18 protein-coding genes are annotated in these 19471 nt (G+C 64.0%); 5 read left to right on the top strand and 13 right to left on the bottom strand.

Annotated features, from left to right (window positions below; all coding sequences use genetic code 11):
* Positions 1-5: 5 nt before the first annotated feature.
* A complete protein-coding gene (locus tag EL191_RS00555) occupies positions 6-584 on the bottom strand; it encodes a hypothetical protein (protein WP_013713259.1) in 579 nt (192 codons plus the stop codon).
* 247 nt (positions 585-831) lie between these two features.
* On the opposite strand from EL191_RS00555, the gene EL191_RS00550 reads away from it, so the two are divergent.
* The gene (locus EL191_RS00550) at positions 832-1809 is read left to right on the top strand and encodes an NAD-dependent epimerase/dehydratase family protein (RefSeq protein ID WP_041975743.1); all 978 of its coding nucleotides are present in this window, start codon (positions 832-834) and stop codon (positions 1807-1809) included.
* On the opposite strand, the gene EL191_RS00545 is transcribed toward EL191_RS00550, so the two are convergent.
* The 7 genes from EL191_RS00545 to EL191_RS00515 form a co-directional block, all read right to left on the bottom strand.
* Entirely contained in the window at positions 1778-1993 is a 216-nt protein-coding gene (locus EL191_RS00545; RefSeq protein ID WP_013713257.1) for a dodecin, read from the bottom strand. The genes EL191_RS00550 and EL191_RS00545 overlap by 32 nt on opposite strands.
* A 114-nt stretch (positions 1994-2107) precedes the next feature.
* The gene (locus tag EL191_RS00540) at positions 2108-4516 is read right to left on the bottom strand and encodes a TonB-dependent receptor domain-containing protein (protein WP_041975742.1); all 2409 of its coding nucleotides are present in this window, start codon (positions 4514-4516) and stop codon (positions 2108-2110) included.
* 90 nt (positions 4517-4606) lie between these two features.
* Positions 4607-5548, bottom strand: coding sequence for a FecR domain-containing protein (locus EL191_RS00535; protein ID WP_013713255.1), 942 nt, complete (start codon positions 5546-5548; stop codon positions 4607-4609).
* The gene (locus tag EL191_RS00530) at positions 5545-6051 is read right to left on the bottom strand and encodes a sigma-70 family RNA polymerase sigma factor (protein ID WP_041975741.1); all 507 of its coding nucleotides are present in this window, start codon (positions 6049-6051) and stop codon (positions 5545-5547) included. The genes EL191_RS00535 and EL191_RS00530 overlap by 4 nt, the downstream gene beginning before the upstream one ends.
* 99 nt (positions 6052-6150) lie before the next feature.
* Positions 6151-7017 carry a methylenetetrahydrofolate reductase gene (locus EL191_RS00525; protein WP_041975740.1) on the bottom strand — a complete coding sequence of 289 codons (867 nt, stop codon included), beginning with the start codon at positions 7015-7017 and terminating at the stop codon, positions 6151-6153.
* A 133-nt stretch (positions 7018-7150) separates the two neighbouring features.
* A complete protein-coding gene (locus tag EL191_RS00520) occupies positions 7151-8032 on the bottom strand; it encodes a LysR family transcriptional regulator (protein WP_013713252.1) in 882 nt (293 codons plus the stop codon).
* A gap of 75 nt (positions 8033-8107) precedes the next feature.
* On the bottom strand, positions 8108-8605 hold the full coding sequence (locus EL191_RS00515; RefSeq protein WP_041975739.1) for a DUF3060 domain-containing protein: 498 nt from the start codon (positions 8603-8605) through the stop codon (positions 8108-8110).
* 239 nt (positions 8606-8844) lie between these two features.
* Between EL191_RS00515 and trpB the strand changes: the two genes are divergently transcribed.
* Together trpB and trpA are read left to right on the top strand one after the other, a co-directional pair.
* Positions 8845-10056 (top strand): tryptophan synthase subunit beta, encoded by a 1212-nt coding sequence (gene trpB, locus EL191_RS00510; protein WP_041975738.1) that lies wholly within the window; start codon positions 8845-8847, stop codon positions 10054-10056.
* Positions 10053-10862, top strand: coding sequence for a tryptophan synthase subunit alpha (gene trpA, locus EL191_RS00505; protein ID WP_041975737.1), 810 nt, complete (start codon positions 10053-10055; stop codon positions 10860-10862). Before trpB ends, trpA begins: the two co-directional genes overlap by 4 nt.
* 113 nt (positions 10863-10975) lie before the next feature.
* On the opposite strand, the gene EL191_RS00500 is transcribed toward trpA, so the two are convergent.
* The 3 genes from EL191_RS00500 to EL191_RS00490 form a co-directional block, all read right to left on the bottom strand.
* Positions 10976-11917, bottom strand: a complete 942-nt coding sequence (locus tag EL191_RS00500; RefSeq protein WP_041975736.1) for a hypothetical protein — start codon at positions 11915-11917, stop codon at positions 10976-10978.
* Between the two features lie 174 nt (positions 11918-12091).
* Positions 12092-13528 carry a SulP family inorganic anion transporter gene (locus tag EL191_RS00495; protein WP_041975735.1) on the bottom strand — a complete coding sequence of 479 codons (1437 nt, stop codon included), beginning with the start codon at positions 13526-13528 and terminating at the stop codon, positions 12092-12094.
* Between the two features lie 120 nt (positions 13529-13648).
* The gene (locus tag EL191_RS00490) at positions 13649-15376 is read right to left on the bottom strand and encodes a cation:proton antiporter domain-containing protein (protein WP_041975734.1); all 1728 of its coding nucleotides are present in this window, start codon (positions 15374-15376) and stop codon (positions 13649-13651) included.
* 265 nt (positions 15377-15641) lie between these two features.
* On the opposite strand from EL191_RS00490, the gene EL191_RS00485 reads away from it, so the two are divergent.
* Complete coding sequence (locus tag EL191_RS00485) at positions 15642-16385, top strand: SDR family oxidoreductase (protein ID WP_041975733.1); 744 nt, start codon at positions 15642-15644, stop codon at positions 16383-16385.
* Positions 16386-16458: 73 nt separating this feature from the next.
* On the opposite strand, the gene dkgB is transcribed toward EL191_RS00485, so the two are convergent.
* A complete protein-coding gene (gene dkgB / locus EL191_RS00480) occupies positions 16459-17262 on the bottom strand; it encodes a 2,5-didehydrogluconate reductase DkgB (protein WP_041975860.1) in 804 nt (267 codons plus the stop codon).
* Positions 17263-17461: 199 nt separating this feature from the next.
* Here dkgB and EL191_RS00475 point away from each other — a divergent pair, with 199 nt between their 5' ends.
* Complete coding sequence (locus EL191_RS00475) at positions 17462-18355, top strand: LysR substrate-binding domain-containing protein (RefSeq protein WP_041975732.1); 894 nt, start codon at positions 17462-17464, stop codon at positions 18353-18355.
* Between the two features lie 112 nt (positions 18356-18467).
* Here the strand turns inward: EL191_RS00475 and pbpG are convergent, their stop codons facing one another.
* Entirely contained in the window at positions 18468-19370 is a 903-nt protein-coding gene (pbpG, locus tag EL191_RS00470; protein WP_041769307.1) for a D-alanyl-D-alanine endopeptidase, read from the bottom strand.
* Positions 19371-19471 lie beyond the last annotated feature (101 nt).

Below are 19471 nucleotides of genomic sequence, written 5' to 3'. Positions count from 1 at the left end.
GCCCATCACTCACCGAAACCGAGCGTCCTGCCCGCCCAGGTCAGGACGGGGTCATCGTGCTGGTATTCGCGCAACGCGCGCAGTTTGGGCGCGATGAACGCCTCGAAGTCCTCGGGCTGCTCGAAATACACGCCGGTGAAGATGGTGAACATCGACTTGTTGCCGACGGTGGCATAGAACAGGTTGCCTACCGGCTCGCCATCCTGGGTCAGCAGCTTGAGGCTGGCGCGGCTGGCCAGCGTGGTCTCCAGCGGCAGATCCTGTTGCACCAGGCCGCTGTCGCGCAGACCGAACGACGCACCGAAGGTCTCGGCGTAGCTGGTCATCAGCGCATCGCCAGCGCGTGGATACAGCGAGACGCCACTGTAGAGGTAGAACCAGTCGCTGCCCTCGCTCTCGAAACTGAGGTCGATGGTGCGCGCAGCATAGGTCACCTGCTTCTCGTACTGACCATCCTGCGGCGCCTCGTAGGCGGCGAAGTCTTCACCACTGAGCAGCAGACGGCGCTCCTCGGCGAGTGGCGGTTCGTTATCGATGCACCCTGCCAGCGACAGCAGGCTCAACAACAGCAAGAGTCTGAACATGGCATTTCCTCCCTGAAATTCAGCTGCGGCAGCTTGCCCGATCCGACCCAGCCTCGCCAGCGACCTGAGCCGCCGCTGTGCGCAGCGCCACACCATTGGTCAGCCTGGCGCCTAACGCCATACCCGCTGGCGTTAGGCGCCACTGCCGCAACGGCTATTGGCAACTAGCCTGACAGCTCTAAAACAACAATCTCTTCCGCCATGTGACGGGAGGCGAACGGGCAGCTTTGCCCGCCAGGAGACAGCCATGCGCGTTCTGATCACCGGCGCTGCCGGTTTCATCGGCCATCAGTTGCTCGAGGAGCTGGCCATCCAGCATCCCGAATGGACCCTGATCGCCGCAGACATACGCCCCCTCGACAGCCGTGGGCTGAAAGCCAATATCGAGCCCGTACTGCTGGACATGGGCCGGCCGGCACAAGTGCGCGCCTGCATCGGTGGCTGGAAGCCGGATGCCATCGTGCATCTGGCGACGGTGATCCGTCCGCCACGCGGCATGAGCGCGGCGCACCTGCACGCCATCGAGGTTGGCGGCACCCAGTGCCTGGTGGACAGCGCCATCGCCAACGGCGTGCGCCAGCTGATCGTCACCAGCTCCGGCGCGGCCTATGGCTACACCCCGGAAAATGCCGAGTGGATCGACGAGCGTCATCCACTGCGCGGCCATCCGCACTTCGCCTATGCGCGGCACAAACTGGAGATCGAACACCTGCTCGAAAGCGCCCGTGCCCAGCACCCGCAACTGCGTCAACTGGTGCTGCGCCCCGGCACCATACTCGGCAAGCGTCTGAACAACCCGATCACCGACCTGTTCAAGAAACGCGCCGTGCTCGGCGTGCGTGGCCACAGCAGCCGCTTCGTGTTCATCTGGGAGCAGGATGTGGTCGGCATCATCCGCCAGGGCCTGGAAGAAGCCCGCGAAGGCATCTACAACCTGGCCGGCGACGGTGCGCTGAGCCTGGCGGAAATCGCCGGGATACTGGGCAAGCCCTATCGCCCGTTGCCGGCCATGATACTGGCCGGCGCGCTACGCCTGCTCAAGCCGCTGGGGCTGAGCCAGTATGGCCCGGAGCAACTGGATTTCCTGCGCTACCGCCCGGTGCTGAGCAACCAGCGCTTGAAAGACGAATTCGGCTACCTGCCACGCTATTCCAGCCGTGAAGCCTTCTTCGCCTTTCTGAACGCCCAGGGGATCAGCTACCGCTCAGACGAAAGCCGACCTTGAGCGTGACCTGGTAGTGACCGACCTTGCCATTCTCGATATGACCGCGCGTGTCGATGACCTCGAACCAATCCATGTTGCGCACGCTCTTGGCGCACTCGGACAGGGCGTTCTCGATGGCATCCTCGATGCTGGTACGAGACGAGCCGACGATCTCGATCTTCTTGTAGGTGTGGTGGTCGGTCATGACATAACTCCTGTGGCTTGAAGGTTCTCCTTAAGACTAGCCCGCCACGCATAAGTGTCATTTACCGCCAGGCGCCGGCAAACCACGACGGGCTTGCCAGCGCGCACCCATGACTCAGAACTCCACCTGGTAGCCCAGGGTGAAGGTACGGCCGCGGCCCTTGAAGTTGTAGTCGTCGGCGATGCGCGCCGATTGCGAGTAGTAGGTGAAGTAATCCTCGTCGAGCAGGTTGTCGATGCCCAGCGACAGGCTGCCCACCGGCAGGCGGCGGCTGACGCTGGCTGACAGCAGGGCGTAGCCGTCGAACTTCAGACGCGGGTCATCGAAGCTGCGACTGACGTAGTAGTTGTATTGCAGGTAGCTCGACCAGTCCTCGTTCCAGTTGGCCTGCCAGCCCAGGCTGTACTGGTCCGGCGAGATGTTCAGGCCGGTCAGGCGTGTATCCACCTTGCCGTCGTCATTGGTGTCGGACTTGCCCTGGCTGTGGGCGTAGCTGCCACGCAGGCTGTGGCGGTCATCGATGTGCCAGTTGCCGGTCAGTTCATAACCCTGGATCTCGACGCGTTCGCGGTTGGCGATGTAGTTGCCGTCGTTGTTGACCGACAGGCGCTCGCCCAGGTTGGAGAAAGACTCGTAGTAACTCAGCTCCATGTCCACCCGCTCGAAATTCAGGCGCAGGCCCACTTCGCGCGAACGGGTGATGATCGGTTCCAGCTCCAGCAGGTTCTCCACGTCCAGCCCCGGTTCGTCGAGCCCGCGCAGCACGCGGCCAATGTCGGGCATGCCGAAACCTTCGGAATAGCCGCCATAGAGCTGCGCCCAGTCGGTGGCCTGATAGGTGAAGCCGTAGTTGCTCAGTGTCTTGCCGAACGACACCTTGCCACCCGTGACGCTCACGCCACCCGCGTTGTTGGTGCCCCATACGGTGCGGAAATCATCCACGTCCAGTTCCGAGTGCTCGCGGCGCACACCGGCCATCAGGGTCAGCTTGTCGGTCAGGTGCAGATCGCCCTGGAGGAAGCCGGCCTGGTTATCGTAGGTGGATGGCGGTACGTAGCTGCGGTGGGTCTGCACCAGGACCTGTTCACCCTTGTCGCGCATCAGGTCGACGCCGCCGCTCAGGTCGAGCAGGCCATCGAACATGCCGCGACGACGCAGAGTCAGCTTGCCACCCCATTTTTCCGAGTCGCTGCGGCTCTGCTCCCACAGCGTGCCGATCGGCGCGATGTTCGGGTCCTGGAAAGCTCCGGAAAGCAGCGCGCCGAACTGACCACGATAACGCTGGTGATAGAGCTGCACGTCGAGCACGTTGCCGTACAGATCCTGGTTGCTGTAGCTGAAGGTGTACTGACGGTTCTCGTTGAAGGCCGGATCGCCCTGCGGGTCGCCCTTGCGCGCGGTGCTGGGAATACCGGCGGCGCGGTCGCCAAGCACCGGCACATAGTCGTTGTTGCCCTTGAGCTCGTAATGATTGGCACTGAACTGCAGGTGCTGCACGTCATCGAGCCAGTAACCCAGCTTCAACATCAGGTCATGATCGCGGGTATCCTGAATCTCGCCGGGGTAGGCGATGCCGACCAGGTCGTCGTTGGCGTCGTAGAAGGCGCCGCGCTCCTGCCAGGTGGCGCCGAACAGGGTCTCCCAGTCACCCTGTAGCGCACTGACCCGGTAGTTCATCTTGTAGCCCAGGCCGTCCTTGCTGAAACGATCAGCGCTTTCCAGGCTGACCCCGGCGTGCTGGCTAACGCCATTCCCTTCGGGACGCCGGCTGATGAAGTTGACGATGCCACCGGTGGCACCGCCGCCATGCTCGGCCGAGGCACCATGGATCACCTCGATGCGCTCGATCTGCGCCAGATCGATGGTGTAGCTGCTGCGGCCGTCGTTACGGATCGAGCTGGCCTGCGGCACACCGTCGACGAGAAACTGCGGTGTACGGCCACGCAGCGTTTCACCGGCATTGGACATTTTCTGCCGGCTTGGCGAATAGGATGGGATCAGGCTGCTCAGCACCTGGCCCGGGTCGCTGCTCAGCGCCAGTTGCTGCTCGATCTGCTGGCGGTCGATAACGGTCACGCGCTGGCTGGTCTGACCCACCGCGGTGTCGCTGCGCAGGGTGCTGACCGTGACGGAATCCAGCTCCAGCACATCGCCCTTGAGCGGACGCTGCTGCGGCTGACGCTCCAGCCCGTAGACCCCCTCGCCCTGGCGCACTGCGCGCAGGCCGCTGCCCTGCAACAGACGTGCGAAACCGTCCTCCACCGCGTAGGTGCCCTGCAAACCCTGGCTGCTCTGGCCCTGCAGCGCTGACGCATCGAACGACAGGGCGACTCCGGCAGCGCTGGCGTAGCGGTTGAGCACCTCAGCCAAAGGGCCGCCGGCGATTTCGAATGATTGCACCTGCGCGGCAGGCTCTGCTGGTGCTGCAGCGGCCATCGGTGCAGCCAGCGCCAGGCCGGAACAGAACAGCGCGGCCTGGACGGCGGCAGTCAGCGTATGCAGTTTGCAGCGAGGTTGACGCATGAGTTTCCCCTGAGAATGAAAGGCCTGTAGCCGATATTTCAGGAGGGGCCGAGCCAGTCGAGAAAAAAGTGCAAACGACAATGACTATTTTTACACCTTCGGCACCAGCGTCACCCAGTAGTCGCTGCGCCGCACCACGCGCAGCGGAAAACTGTGCTCCAGCGCCGCCAGGGCGCGGTCGGTATCGGTCAGGGGGAAACTGCCGGAAACCTTCAACCCGGCCAGGGTCGGGTCGAGACGCAACACACCGTGGCGATAGCGCGCCAGCTCGGCAACCACCTCGCCCAGTGGCCGCTCCAGGGCGATCAGGCTGCCCTGAGTCCAGGCCGTGGTCGCCGCGTCACTGGCACTCGATGGCCCCAGTTGCTCGGCATCGAAACGTAGCTGGTGCCCGGCGGCGAGTGCCTGCATCGCTTGCAGATGACGCAGCGGGGCTACCTCCACGTCCTGCTTCAGTACCGCGACATGACTGCCGTGCTCATCGCTGCGCACGCAGAAACGTGCACGCTGGCAGCGCACCAGGCCATGCCGGGTTTCCACCAGCAGCGGCTGCACCGCTTCCGGGCTGGTGATCATCGCCTCACCACTGACCAGGCGCAGCAGGCGCCGCTGCCCATCGACCTGCCACTGTGCGGCGCTGGCCGTGCCCAGCATCAGTTGGCTGCCATCGCTCAATTGCCACTGGCGGCGTTCGCCCACCCCACTGCGGTAGTCAGCCAGCCAGTAACGGCGGGTATCGTTCTGCCAGGCGAACCAGCCCAACGGCAGCGCCAGGCCAGCCAACGCCAGGCTGCCGAGCAGACGGCGACGACTGCGGTCGACACCACGCAGGGTCGACGAAGCCACAGGCCCGGGCAGCATGCCCAACTGCTCACGTAATTTCTCGATCTGTTGCCAGGCCTGACGATGCAGTTCGTCCGCATCATGCCAGCGCTGCCAGGCCTGCTGTTCACTGGCATCGCTATGGCCGGAGCACAGCCGCGCATACCAACCACTGGCCGCCTTGAGTGCGGCGCGCTGCGCCTCGTTCACGATTGCCAGCCGGTCTGCAGTAGGCAGCAGTGCTCGACCGCGCGAGCCATGTAGCTGTTCACGCTACGCAGGGAAATGCCCAGGCGGGCGGCGATCTGCGCGTAGGTGAGGCCGTCGAGCTGGGAGAGGATGAACACCTCGCGCACGTTCCGGCCGAGCCCTGCAAGCATACGGTCGACCTCCATCAGCGCTTCCAGCAACAACGCCTGCTGCTCGGCGCTGGGTTGTTCGGCCTGCGGCTGCAAGGCCATTGCCTCGAGGTAGGCCTGCTCCAGCGAGCGCCGGCGCAGGAAGTCGACCATCAAGCCGCGCGCAACGGTGGCCAGATAGTCACGCGGCTCGCGGATGCTCGCGGCATTGCCGGCTCGCAACAGGCGCACGAAGGTGTCCTGGGCCAGGTCTGCGGCATCGCAGCCGTTGCCCAGGCGCCGCCGCAGCCAGCCTTGCAGCCAGCTATGGTGATCGCGATAGAGGGTGTGCAGCACCTGGACGTCGGCGGACATGGAGCGAATTTCATATCAAATGACAATGAATTGCATTGTCATCTTTGCCGGGGCGACTTGGCAACATCATCGACACCCCGCCAACTCTGGCCTCGCCCTTTAACCTGGCAATGCCTGGGGCCTGGAATCGGCGCTGAGACGGGCATTGATCCAGGTAACGCCATCCTCGACCCCGCCAAAGGGGTAGAGGTGCCAGCCGATGCGGCCCAGTTGCCTGCCACCCAGCCCGGCCTGCAGTTGGTCCCAGTAGCGCTCGGCGCCCACGCGCTGCATCAGATTGGCCATCGACAGCCCGTAGCGCCGCAGAATCGCAGCAGAAGTCGCCACGCCGAACTGACGGGCGAAGCGCAGCAGCTTGCCGACATCGGCAGGCCCGGGCACGCCGATGCGCACAGGCGTGTCGATGCCCTGCTGGCGCAGTTGCTCGATCCAGCGCACCACCGCCTCGGCATCGAAGCCGAACTGCGTGGTGATCTCCACGGCGCAGCCGGCTTCACGGAGAAAGTCCAGTTTCCATTTCAGCGCGCGCATGAGCTCACCGCTGTCGATCTTCGGGTGCCCCTCCGGATAGCCGGTAATCACCACCTGATCGATGCCATGGCGCTCCAGCACGCCACTGGCCAGCAGTGCCAGGGAATCCTGGTAGGGCCCGGCCGGCGTGGCCGGATCACCGCCGACGAACATGAAGCGTTTCGGCGCCGCCTGACTGACCAGCGCACCGATCAGCTCATCACGATCCTCTTCGCTGCGCAGCCGACGCGAGGAAATGATCGGCAGCGGCTCGGCGCCGCAGGCACGGATGACCTTGGCGGCATGGATGCGCTGGGCATGGTCTTCGTTGCCCAGAAAGGCAATGTTGATCGGCGTGCCGGCAGGTATCACCGCCCGCGCCTGCTCGACCTCGTGGATACCCTTGCCGGTCACTTCCAGCGTATAGGGGATGAAACTACTGCAAGGGTTGGACATCGATGCCTCGTCTGTAACGGCCAGGCCGCTGAGCGAAAGGAAAGTGAGGCGATGCTAGCAACCGCCTCCGCGCCCAACCTCGCTGGTAGCGTCGCGCTTTTCGACAGAGACGACGTTGCCACAGTCGTTGTACTCAGGTCGCCAGCTCTTTGCGTAACCACTGCGCCAGGCGCTCGCTGCGCGGGTCGGCGCGGCGCGTCCACAGCGCCAGGTAGCCACTGGTTTCGACGAAGCCCCAGGGCGCGACCAGACGCCCGGCGCGCAGATCATCGGCGACCAGCGTCTGCGGCGCGATGGCCACACCGAGCCCCGCCGCAGCAGCTTCCAGCAGATAGTAGAGATGCTCGAAACCCTGGCCTTGCTGCAGGCGCTCGGGCGCCAGCCCCTGGGCCTGCGCCCACTGCGGCCAGGCCTGCGGGCGCGAGGTGGTATGCAGCAGCGGCTCGGCGTAGAGCGCTTCGGGCCGCGCAGCAGCCAACTGCGCATGATTGCCGTAGCGCGGGCTGAGCACCGGGCCGATGCGCTCCGGCGCCAGCTCGAACACCTGCATGTCGCTCGGCCAGGGTGGATCGGCGAACAGCAAGGTGGCGTCCACCTCGGCGCTACGCGGGTCCAGCTCGCCCTGGCTGGCCGAGAGTTGCAGGCGCAGTTCGGGCAGCTCGCGCTGCAGGCGATCCAGACGCGGGATGAACCAGCGCGCCAGCAGGCTGCCGGGGCAGCCGAGGACGAAGGGACGTTCCTCGGTTTCACGGCGCAGCGTGGCGCAGGTATCACGCAGGCGCTCGAAGGCTTCCGAAGTGGCATCGCGCAGGCGCAGGCCCGCGGCGGTTAGCTTGACGCCACGGCCGTCCTTGTCGAACAGGCCAAGGCCAAGCTGCTCTTCGAGCACACGTATCTGCCGGCTGACTGCACCGTGCGTGACGTGCAACTCCTCGGCAGCGCGGCTGACGCTTTGCAAGCGGGCGGCCGCCTCGAAGGCGCGCAGGGCATTGAGTGGGGGCAGGTCGCGGCTCATGGGAGAGGTGATTTTTCCTGACAAGTCAGGGGCATCTAATCACGTTCACCGCCGGGCGCCAACCTGCCGCACCGATCAGTCCTGCTTGATACGGTGCTCGACGCCGGTGGTCTCGATCTGCGGCTCGTCACCGCTCCAGGTCAGTTGCTGGTTGAGACCGTTTACTTCGATCTGCGTCGGGCCATCGAGGTCGAGTTCGAGCACGTTGCTATCACCGTAAATGGCGATCTGCGCCGGTTGCTGGTCATTGCCGTGCACCTCGGTTTCAACCTGGTGCTCACTGCCACTGACCTCGAGGCTGGTGACGCGCTCGCCCTCGATGCGGTTCTTCGAGCCTGTCACCACCAGGCCGGCGGCGTTGCCGAAACTCACCTGCTGATCGGAACCATTGACCTCGATCTGGCCGCAGTCACCGGTGAGGCGAAACTGGTTGCCATTGCCGGTAACGATCACGTCCTGCCCCTTGCAGGGCACATCACGCGATACGCCGATGCCATGCAGATCCAGCGCTTGCGCCTGAGCCGTGCCCAACGACGCTGCGAGCATCGCGCCCGCTATCCATACCTTGTGCATTCGCTTTCTCCCTGGAAGAACGGCCCCCTGGCCGCAGCTGCTGGGACTGATCAGGCGCGGCCGAGTTCTGTACCGCCCGGCGGCGAGTTGGGAAATGTGGCATGACGCACAGACATAACCCGTGAGATTTTCTGACGAGTCATCACAATCAAATCGCTTTTCGCCGCGCCTCATGGGGATAGAATGGCCCCATCACTCACTCGCCCTGCCAGCCCAACGCTGTCGACAAGGAGCACGCCATGACCTCATTTCGCACCGGCCCCGACGCTCGCGGCCTGTTCGGCCGCTTCGGCGGTCAGTTCGTCGCCGAAACCCTGATGCCGCTGATCAACTCGCTGGCCGCCGAATATGAGAAGGCCAAGAACGATCCGGCCTTCCTCGAAGAACTGGCCTACTTCCAGCGCGACTACATTGGCCGCGCCAGCCCGCTGTATTTCGCCGAGCGCCTGAGCCAGCACTTCGGCGGGGCGAAGATCTACCTCAAGCGCGAAGACCTGAACCACACCGGCGCGCACAAGATCAACAACTGCATCGGCCAGATCCTCCTGGCCAAGCGCATGGGCAAGCAGCGCATCATCGCCGAGACCGGCGCCGGCATGCACGGCGTGGCCACCGCCACCGTGGCCGCGCGCTTCGGCATGCAGTGCGTGGTGTACATGGGCACCACCGACATCGACCGCCAGCAGGCCAACGTTTTTCGCATGAAGCTGCTCGGCGCCGAGGTGATCCCGGTCACCGCCGGCACCGGCACCCTCAAGGACGCCATGAACGAGGCCCTGCGCGACTGGGTGACCAACGTCCACAACACCTTCTACCTGATCGGCACTGCCGCCGGCCCGCACCCGTACCCGGCCATGGTGCGCGACTTCCAGTCGGTGATCGGCAACGAAGTACGCGAGCAGATCATGGCGAAGGAAGGGCGCCTGCCCGACTCGCTGGTGGCCTGCATCGGCGGCGGCTCCAACGCCATCGGCCTGTTCCACCCCTTCCTCGATGACCAGGGCGTGCAGATCGTCGGCGTCGAGGCAGCCGGTCATGGCATCGACACCGGCAAGCATGCGGCGAGCATGGCCGGTGGCGCGCCGGGCGTGCTGCACGGCAACCGCACCTTCCTGCTGCAGGACGAGGACGGCCAGATCACCGATGCTCACTCGATCTCCGCTGGCCTCGACTATCCCGGCGTCGGCCCGGAACACGCCTGGTTGCACGAGATCAAGCGCGTCGAATACGTGCCGATCAGCGATGACGAGGCCCTCGAAGCCTTCCACCATTGCTGCCGCCTGGAAGGCATCATCCCAGCCCTGGAAAGCGCCCACGCGCTGGCCGAGGCCTTCAAACGCGCACCCAAGCTGCCCAAGGATCACCTGATGGTGATCAACCTGTCCGGTCGTGGCGACAAGGACATGCAAACCGTGATGCACCACATGGGTGAACAGGAGAAACACGCATGAGCCGCCTGCAGAACCGTTTCGCCGAACTGAAAACGGAAAACCGCGCCGCGCTGGTGACCTTCATCACCGCTGGTGACCCCGACTACGCCACCTCGCTGAGCATCCTCAAGGGCCTGCCGGACGCCGGTGCCGACGTGATCGAGCTGGGCATGCCGTTCACCGATCCGATGGCCGACGGCCCGGCCATCCAGCTCGCCAACATCCGCGCGCTGGACGGCAAGCAGAACATGCAGAAAACCCTGCAGATGGTTCGCGAATTCCGTACGGGTAACCAGAGCACGCCGCTGGTACTGATGGGCTACTACAACCCGATCTTCTGCTACGGCGTCGAACGCTTCATCAGTGACGCCAAAGAAGCCGGGGTCGACGGCCTGATCGTGGTCGACCTGCCGCCGGAGCACAACGACGAGCTGTGCGAACCGGCGCAGAGCGCAGGCATCGACTTCATCCGCCTGACCACGCCGACTACCGACGACGACCGCCTGCCCACCGTGCTGGCCGGCAGCTCCGGCTTCGTCTACTACGTGTCGGTGGCCGGCGTCACCGGCGCCGGCGCGGCGACCATGGATCACGTCGAAGAAGCCGTGGCGCGCCTGCGTCGTCACACCGACCTGCCCGTGTGCATCGGTTTCGGCATCCGCACCCCGCAGCACGCCGCCGAGGTGGCCAAGCGCGCCGAGGGTGCGGTGGTCGGCTCGGCGCTGATCGACAAGATCGCCGAGGCGCAGAGCCCGCAGCAAGCCATCGACGGCGTACTCGGCCTGTGCCGCGAACTGGCCGAAGGGGTACGCGGCGCACGCCGCTGAGCCAACCGCTCGGCTACATAAGAACCGCTGATGGCGTGAGCTGTCAGCGGTTTTTTGTGGGCAGGATTCTGCGCTCGTAGCCTAGCTGTAGCCTAAGCCGGCGGCTTGGAGCCTCAGTAAAACCTCACCGAGGTCAATTGATCAGTGGACACGCCCATGTGGTAAGTGAACGGGCGCCCCAGTGCGGTGGTCATGTCCGAGCACTTAACTTTCAGGCTATTCATGGACATGTAATCGAGTTTGCCGGCTTCGTGCTGTATCTCCCCCAGTGAGCCGGTCGTGATCGAGAAGGGGGTTTTCTGTTTGAGCGCTTGAAAAGTATTTATGGGTGGTACCAGACTGATTTTGCCCTGCTCCAGCAGGAACTGCAGTTCCGGGTCGTCGAACTGCACATCAACCGGTAGCTCTTGGGGAAATCCGGGGTGCGAGTATCCGCCCTGCAGCATGTAGGAAAGGCTACCGTCGTCGTTCACTCTGGTAACGAGCTGGTTGAACGGCAGGGTCGCTTCGCTCTCTGCCGTAACGGCACAAAATCCCTCGGTGTTCATGGTTGTCTGTTGCTGCAAAGCGGCATCCAGCACGTCGGAGATGCCAAAGCGAACCGCAACCTCAGCCTCTCCCAGCGTGATCTTCAGGTGGTACTGCTCTGGCAATTCCGCTGCCTTGCGCTTATCCGAATCACTGACGTTCTGGATGTCTTGCGTATGCAAGGTCAGGGTCAAGCCAACAGGCTTGCCGCGAGCGTCGATGATGGATTGCAGAGCCTTCTGCAAGACCTGCTTCTGAGCGGGCTCCAATCCTCCGAAAAACGGCTCGCTGAGCACGATAATCGTGCCTTGGGGGTTCTTCGTGCGCATTCCGATGATGGCCGGATCGATACCATTGGCACCGAACAGATCGGCCAACGCCTCTCGGTGGCGTGGAGCAATCTCACCGCTCATATCACGGCGGGCGCTCAGTGAGTTTTCGAAAGTCAGACTGGCGAAGTCTTTATCACAGCCACTGAGTAGCAGGCTGGCGAGAATAGAGGCAGTAAAGAGAGTTGTCTTACACATCCTGGTGTCCTGAAAGCATCCTTGTGATCAATTGCGCACGCTACTTTACCTGATCGGCCCAGTCCACCGGGCGGTGGTGTTGCCTGGCTGTTCTGAGAAAGACCTCTTGTTTATTGCAGGGAAATCTCAGTTTTTATCAGCCCCCTGACACGACGGTTCCCTGGCCGCGCAGGGTCATTCGCCCGCTCGCTTGAGCAACTGCTTGCAACGCTCGGACAAATGCACCACGCGCAGATGCTTGCCCGCGCGCTCGTAACGCTCGCGCAGGGTCTTCAGTGCGGCGATGGCCGAGTAGTCGACGAAGCTCAGGTGGCGACAGTCCAGGGTCACCTGCTGCGGGTCATCGGCCGGCTCGAACTGCGCCAGGAAGGTGGTGCAGGAGGCGAAGAACAGCGTACCGTGGGCGCGGTACAACTTGCTGCCATCGGCCTGCATATCGCTGTCGGCATACAGCTCGCGAGCGTGCTGCCAGGCGAAATTGAGCGCAGCGATGACGATGCCGCAGAGCACAGCCGTGGCCAGGTCGGTGGCCACGGTGATGGCGGTCACCGCGACGATGACCAGCACATCGTTGGCCGGCACCTTGCCGGCCACGCGCAGCGAGCCCCAGGCGAAGGTCTGCTGCGCCACCACGAACATCACACCCACCAGCGCCGCCAACGGAATACGCTCGATCAGCGGCGAGAGGAACAGCACGAAGAGCAGGATCATCACCCCGGCCACCACGCCGGAGATCCGACCACGCCCGCCAGAGCTGAGATTGATCACGGTCTGGCCGATCATCGCGCAGCCGCCCATGCCGCCGAACGCGCCGGAGACCATGTTGGCCGCACCGAGCGCCACGCACTCACGGTTGGTCATACCGCGGCTCTGGGTAATCTCGTCGGTGAGGTTGAGGGTCAGTAGGGTTTCCAGCAGGCCGACCAACGCCATCAACACCGCGTAAGGCGCGATGATTTGCAGCGTTTCCAGATTCCAGGGAATGTCCGGCAGGGCGAACTGCGGCAAGCCGCCGGCGATGTGCGCCATGTCGCCAAGGGTGCGCGTGGGCAGATCGAGCAGGTACACCAGCAAGCCGACGCCGAGAATCGCCACCAACGCAGGCGGTACCGCGCGGGTCAGCTTCGGTAACAGGTAGACCACCGCCATGGTCAGCGCCACCAGCCCGAGCATCCAGGACAGCGCGGCGCCCTGCAGCCAGCCACTGTCGGTATGGAAGTGCTCCAGTTGCGACATCGCGATGACGATCGCCAGGCCGTTGACGAAGCCCAGCATCACCGGGTGCGGCACCATGCGGATCAACTTGCCCAGGCGCAACAGACCGAACAGGATCATCAGCACGCCACCGAGCAGCACCGTGGCGAGCAGGTACTGCACACCGTGTTGCACCACCAGGGCGACGATCACCACCGCCATCGAACCGGCCGCGCCGGAAATCATCCCTGGCCGGCCACCGAACAGCGCCGTGAGGGTGCAGATGATGAAGGCGCCGTACAGGCCCATAAGCGGGTTGACCTGCGCCACCAGGGCGAAGGCGATGCACTCGGGCACCAGGGCGAAGGACGAGGTCAGGCCGGCCAGCAGGTCGGCGCGCAGAGAGGCGGGTTTCATGAGTGGCTATGGACAAGCTAATGGGCGCGCATGGTAACGCCCGAGGTGGCAGGCGTCATGCGCCGATAGGGAACAGCCGCTGACGGTGTGCACCGTCAACGGCTTCTCAGGGTGCCGCTGTCAGTGCCCGTGAGCCGGTGTGTGGCCCTCGGTTTCCTGAGGAGCGAACCTGGAGAGAATGTGATTCTTCATCCCGCGCGCCAGCTCTTCCTCGTCGAAGAACACCGTGCCGATGGCATCGCGGCGGAAGATTTCCACTGCATCAGGGCTATGCGTACGGATCACCACGTCGATACCTGGGTTGAGCATGCGCGCAGTTTCGACCATGCGCTGCACGTGCAGTGGATCGGGCGTGGCGATCACCAGCATCGCCGCCTTGGCGATATGTGCCTGGATCAGTGTGCCCGGCTCGGCCGAGTCACCGCTGACCGCGGCGATGCCCTGGCCACGGATCTGCTCGACGCGCTCGCGATTCTGCTCGACCACGACGAAGGGGATGCCACGCTCGAGCAGCGCCTTGGCGATACGCCGGCCAACACGGCCATAACCGACCACCACCACCTGCCCCTCGAGGTACTTGCGCTCGGTAGTCGCTGGCAGCACTGCCAGCGGGTCCTCGCGGAACTCGAGACGACGCGCCAGGGCCGAACGCCGCAGCGCCAGGTCCTTGAGCGGTTTGACGCAGGCAAATACCAGTGGATTGAGGGCGATGGAAATCAGCGCACCCGCCAGTACCAGGCTCATTCCTTCGGCCGAGAGTAGGCCGAGGTCCTTGCCCAAGCCCGCGAGGATGAAGGAGAACTCCCCGATCTGTGCCAGGCTCGCCGCCACGGTCAGCGCCGTGCTCAGCGGGTAGCGGAAGGCCAGAACCAGCAATGCTGCGGCTAGCCCCTTGCCGAGGATGATGATGGCCACCACGGCAAGAACGTGCAGCGGCTCCTCGATCAGTACGGCCGGCTCGAACAGCATGCCTACCGAGACGAAGAACAGGACCGAGAACGCATCACGCAGCGGCAGCGACTCCTCGGCCGCACGGTGCGAGAGGTCCGACTCGCGCATCACCGTGCCAGCGAAGAACGCGCCAAGGGCGAAAGACACATGGAACAGCACCGCTGCACCGTAGGCGATACCGATGGCAGCGGCAACGACGGAGAGCGTGAACAGCTCACGCGAACCGGTCTTGGCGATCTGCAGCAGCAACCAGGGCAACACGCGACGCCCAACCACCAGCATCAGCACGATGAAGCCGGCCACCTGCAGCATTGTCATGCCCAGGACCTGCCACAGCGGCGTGCCGGCATCGGCGCCGATCACCTTGCCACCGAGCATGCCGGCCAGCGGCGGCAGCAAGACCAGCACCAGCACGGTGGCGAGGTCTTCCACCACCAGCCAACCCACGGCGATACGACCATTCATCGAATCGGTGATGCCGCGCGTATCCAGCGCCTTGAGCAGCACCACGGTGCTGGCACAGGACAGCGACAACCCGAGCAGGAGGCTTTCACCGAAGGTCCAACCCCACCAGCTGGCCACGCCAAGGCCAAGCACGGTGGCCATGCTCATCTGCACCACCGCACCGGGCAGGGCGATCTTCTTCACGGCCAGCAGGTCTTTCAGAGAGAAGTGCAGGCCAACACCGAACATCAGCAACATCACGCCGATTTCCAGCAGCTGAGGCGCCAGTGCCATGTCCGCAACCATGCCAGGCGTCGCCGGCCCCAGAGCGATACCTGCCAAGAGATAACCCACCAACGCCGGCAGCTTCAGCTTTTCCGCCAAGAATCCGAAGATCAGGGCCAGACCGAAGCCACCGGCCAACATGGTGATGAGGGATATGTTGTGCTCCATCGCACCTCCTTCTTGCATGAGTTCAGCGCAGCACCTGCGCCAGGAGTTATATTTCTATAAAGAATAAGAGAGTGATCTTATATCACTATTTATCCATATCCCACTTTTTTGCTCAGCTATTGCCGGAGGCCGAACAGTGCAGCCCGCCCGCGCTGCCCGTCCTAGAGGCGCCAACATAGGCATGCCATTCGTCGGGCCACGTCGGCAGTAGCGAGCCACGCGCAAATTCGGCAACCTGAGGACCGAAACGACAAGGAGCCCAGCCATGAGCAAGAACCTGCTGATAACCGGTGCCAGCCGCGGCATCGGTCGAGCTACCGCCTTGCTGGCCGCCGCTGGCGGCTGGACGGTCGGCGTCAATTACCGCAGCGACCGCGCCGCCGCCGATGAGGTGGTGGCGCAGATCGAAGCCATGGGCGGCAAGGCCATAGCCCTGCCCGGTGATGTCGCGCACGAAGAGGATGTACAGCGCCTGTTCGAGGCAATGGACGAACTCGGCCCGCTGCACGGGTTGGTGGTCAACGCCGGGATCGTCGCGCCGCCCATGCCGTTACTGGAGATGAGCGGCGAGCGCCTGCGCCGTATGTTCGACGTCAATGTGCTGGGCAGCTACCTGACCGCTCGCGAAGGTGCGCGGCGCATGGCTCGTAGCCGCGGTGGCGACGGTGGTTCGATGGTGCTGGTGTCATCGGTAGCCGCCAGCCTCGGTTCGCCCTTCGAGTACGTCGACTATGCCGGGGCGAAAGGCGCCATGGACGTGCTGACCCGCGGCCTGGCCAAGGAGCTGGGCGGTGAGGGTGTGCGGGTCAATGCCGTGCGTCCGGGGCTGATCGATACCGAGATCCACGCCAGCGGCGGCCAGCCGGATCGCGCCGAGCGTCTGGGCAAGGCGACACCGTTGGGGCGCGCCGGGCGGGCCGAGGAAGTCGCCGAGGCGATCGTCTGGCTGCTCGGTGATAAAGCCAGCTACACCACCGGGGCGCTGATCGATATAGCTGGCGGCAGATAGAAACCAGAGTCGCGGCTAAAGCCCCTCCCACACATTCATGGTCAGGTGCGCCATGCGCCCCCACACGCACGGCTCAATCCCAGCGCGGCGCAAAGCCCGGGTTGGCAACGCGTTCGCCACGATCCAGCGCCTCGATGGCAGCCATGTCTTCGGTGCTCAGGCGCAGCTCGGCAGCGGCCAGGTTGGCGGCCAGGTTCTCGCGCTTGGTCGAGGAGGGGATCACCGTATAGCCCTGCTGCAGCGACCAGGCCAGGGCGACCTGTGCCGGGCTGGCGCCATGGGCGGCGGCGATGCGCTGGATCACCGGCTCGGCCAGCACCTTGCCGTAGGCCAGCGGCATGTAGGCGGTCAGATGGATACCCTGCTGCCGGGCGAATGCCACCAGCTTGCGGTTCTGCAGCAGCGGATGGATTTCCACCTGGTTGGTGGCGATCTCGTCCACGCCCACGGCTTCGATGGCCTGACGCAAATGGGCGATGGTGAAGTTGGACACACCAATGGCCGCGGTCAGCCCCTGGCGTTTGGCCTCGAGCAACTCGCCCAGATACTGCGCCACGGGAATCTCGTCGTTCGGCGACGGCCAGTGGATCAGGGTCAGATCGACCCGTTCCAGGCCCAGCCGCTGCAGGCTCTCACGCAGGCTGGGGATAACCCGGCCACTGCCGAGGTTATCGGTCCAGACCTTGGTGGTGACGAACAACTCGTCACGGGCCACGCCGCTGTCGGCGAGTGCCTGGCCGACAGCGGCCTCGTTGCCGTAAATCTGCGCCGTGTCGACATGTCGGTAACCCAGCTCGAGGCCGGTGCGTACCGAGTCGATGGCGACCTGATCCTTGAGGCGAAAAGTGCCAAGACCGAAGGGGGGAATGAACTTCATGAAGATCTCCTCATAGCTTGCGAAGCGCTGGCCGAGCATGGGCCGGAACGGGTACGGAAAGATTCGGCCTCGTGGTCCGCGAAAAAGTTGCAGCCCTCTGTCTGACGGCGAGCGGGGGGTTGAGAGGGAGCAGTATCCGCGCCAGACTCATGCGGAAAAAGCGAACCTCCCAACAAACACCTTTGACTGAAGCTCAACAATGAAGACCAGCCTGGAAGAAATGCTCGCCTTCGTCAGCGTGGTCGACAGTGGTTCGATCAGCGCCGCGGCCGAACAGCTCGAACAAACCGCCTCCGGTGTCAGCCGCGCACTGAGCCGTCTGGAGGAAAAGCTCGGTGTCACCCTGCTACGCCGCACCACCCGGCGCCTGGAGCTGACCGAAGAGGGCGAGGTGTTCCTGGCTCAGGCGCGGCGCATCCTCAGCAGCGTCGAGGAGGCCGAGGAACAGATGACCCTGCGCAGCCAGGCACCGGCAGGACGCTTGCGAATCAACACCGCCTCGCCCTTCATGCTGCATGCGATCGTGCCGCTGATCGGCGAATTCCGCGCGCTTTACCCGCAAATCGAACTTGAGCTGAACAGCGACGACCGCATCATCGATCTGCTGGAACGGCGCACCGACCTGGCCATCCGCATCGGCCACCTGCCGGACTCCAGCCTGCACGCCCGGCCGCTGTGTCACAGCTATCGTCGCGTTCTGGCCAGCCCGGAGTACCTAAGCAGGCATGGCACACCGCTACACACCGAAGACCTGCCCGGACACAGCCTGATCGGTTTCACCGAACCCGACAGCCTCAATGAGTGGCCGCTGCGTCATGCCCTTGGCGAGCGCTGGCGCATTACTCCGAGCCTGCGTGCCTCCAGCGGCGACACCATTCTCGAACTGGCGCTGGCCGGCGAGGGGCTGGTGTGCCTGTCGGACTTCATGACCGATACCGCTCGCGCCAGCGGCGCGCTGGTGGAGGTGCTGGCCGAACAGCGCGTGGAGGTACGTCAGCCAATCAACGCGGTGTACTACCGCAACACCGCGCTGGCGTCGCGCATCACCTGTTTTCTCGATTTCCTCAGCGAGCGGCTGGGCTGCCCGCGCTGAACACCACGACTGAGGAAGATTGACCTTAGCCCGGATTGCATCCGGGCTGCACGACAGCACAACGAAAAAGGGCGACTCGATGAGTCGCCCTTTTTGCATCATCAACTTGAGGTCACTGCGCGGCCTGCAGGCTCCACTCGGCCAGCTTCTGCTGCTTGTAGCTGAGCGCAGCAGCCGGCACCGGGGTGACCTTGCCGGTCTCCATCCAGCGCTTGAGGCGGTTGGCGTCGGCCATATGGGTGTACTTGCCAAAGGCACCGAGCACCACGAAGGCCACCGGACGGTTGGCGATGGTGGTGGCCATCACCAGGCAACGACCAGCGGCATTGGTGAAGCCGGTCTTGCTCAGGTTGATGTTCCAGTCCGCCTTGCGCACCAGTGCATTGGTATTGCGAAAGCCCAGGGTGTAGTTGGGCTTGCGGAAGGCCACGGTGGCTTCGGAATCGGTACTGAACTGGTGGATCAGCGGGTACTGGTTGGCCGCCTTAACCATCAGCGCCAGATCACGGGCGGTGGCAACGTTCTGTTCGGACAGGCCGGTAGGTTCGACGAAGTGGCTGTTGTGCATCCCCAGCGCCCTGGCCTTGGCGTTCATCGCAGCGACGAAGGCCGCGTGGCCGCCCGGATAATGGTGCGCGAGGCTGGCGGCGGCACGGTTCTCCGAGGACATCAGCGCCAGGTGCAGCATGTCGCGGCGGGTGATCTCGCTGCCAATGCGCACGCGGGAGAACACGCCCTGCATTTCCTGGGTATCGCGGATGGTGATCGGCAGCACCTCGTCCAGCGGCAGCTTGGCGTCGAGCACCACCATAGCGGTCATCAGCTTGGTGACCGAGGCAACCGGCAGGCGCAGGTCCGGGTTGCTGGAATACAGCTCCTGGCCGGTTTTCAGATCGATCAGCAATGCACTACCGGCAGCCAGCTCCTGCTTGGGCTGGGCCGGCGCGGCCTGGAGGTTCGAAACAACAAGGCTACCGCACAGCAGCAGGCCCAAAATCGAATGACGGAGTTTCACGGTTCAGATCACCGGTTGGAGTGGAGGGGCCACAAGCACATTTCGCGGGGTGGCGGTGTGCGGCGGCGCTCAGTATAAGGATCACGCCTGGCTATTGCAGT

Source organism: Pseudomonas mendocina (assembly GCF_900636545.1).
Taxonomy (GTDB): domain Bacteria; phylum Pseudomonadota; class Gammaproteobacteria; order Pseudomonadales; family Pseudomonadaceae; genus Aquipseudomonas; species Aquipseudomonas mendocina.
This window is presented reverse-complemented; position numbering and strand designations above follow the sequence as displayed.

Coding starts and splice junctions, on each gene's coding strand:
- EL191_RS00555 (WP_013713259.1), bottom strand. CDS start 584: ATGTTCAGACTCTTGCTGTTGTTGAGCCTGCTGTCGCTGGCAGGGTGC.
- EL191_RS00550 (WP_041975743.1), top strand. CDS start 832: ATGCGCGTTCTGATCACCGGCGCTGCCGGTTTCATCGGCCATCAGTTG.
- EL191_RS00545 (WP_013713257.1), bottom strand. CDS start 1,993: ATGACCGACCACCACACCTACAAGAAGATCGAGATCGTCGGCTCGTCT.
- EL191_RS00540 (WP_041975742.1), bottom strand. CDS start 4,516: ATGCGTCAACCTCGCTGCAAACTGCATACGCTGACTGCCGCCGTCCAG.
- EL191_RS00530 (WP_041975741.1), bottom strand. CDS start 6,051: ATGTCCGCCGACGTCCAGGTGCTGCACACCCTCTATCGCGATCACCAT.
- EL191_RS00525 (WP_041975740.1), bottom strand. CDS start 7,017: ATGTCCAACCCTTGCAGTAGTTTCATCCCCTATACGCTGGAAGTGACC.
- EL191_RS00520 (WP_013713252.1), bottom strand. CDS start 8,032: ATGAGCCGCGACCTGCCCCCACTCAATGCCCTGCGCGCCTTCGAGGCG.
- EL191_RS00515 (WP_041975739.1), bottom strand. CDS start 8,605: ATGCACAAGGTATGGATAGCGGGCGCGATGCTCGCAGCGTCGTTGGGC.
- trpB (WP_041975738.1), top strand. CDS start 8,845: ATGACCTCATTTCGCACCGGCCCCGACGCTCGCGGCCTGTTCGGCCGC.
- trpA (WP_041975737.1), top strand. CDS start 10,053: ATGAGCCGCCTGCAGAACCGTTTCGCCGAACTGAAAACGGAAAACCGC.
- EL191_RS00500 (WP_041975736.1), bottom strand. CDS start 11,917: ATGTGTAAGACAACTCTCTTTACTGCCTCTATTCTCGCCAGCCTGCTA.
- EL191_RS00495 (WP_041975735.1), bottom strand. CDS start 13,528: ATGAAACCCGCCTCTCTGCGCGCCGACCTGCTGGCCGGCCTGACCTCG.
- EL191_RS00490 (WP_041975734.1), bottom strand. CDS start 15,376: ATGGAGCACAACATATCCCTCATCACCATGTTGGCCGGTGGCTTCGGT.
- EL191_RS00485 (WP_041975733.1), top strand. CDS start 15,642: ATGAGCAAGAACCTGCTGATAACCGGTGCCAGCCGCGGCATCGGTCGA.
- dkgB (WP_041975860.1), bottom strand. CDS start 17,262: ATGAAGTTCATTCCCCCCTTCGGTCTTGGCACTTTTCGCCTCAAGGAT.
- EL191_RS00475 (WP_041975732.1), top strand. CDS start 17,462: ATGAAGACCAGCCTGGAAGAAATGCTCGCCTTCGTCAGCGTGGTCGAC.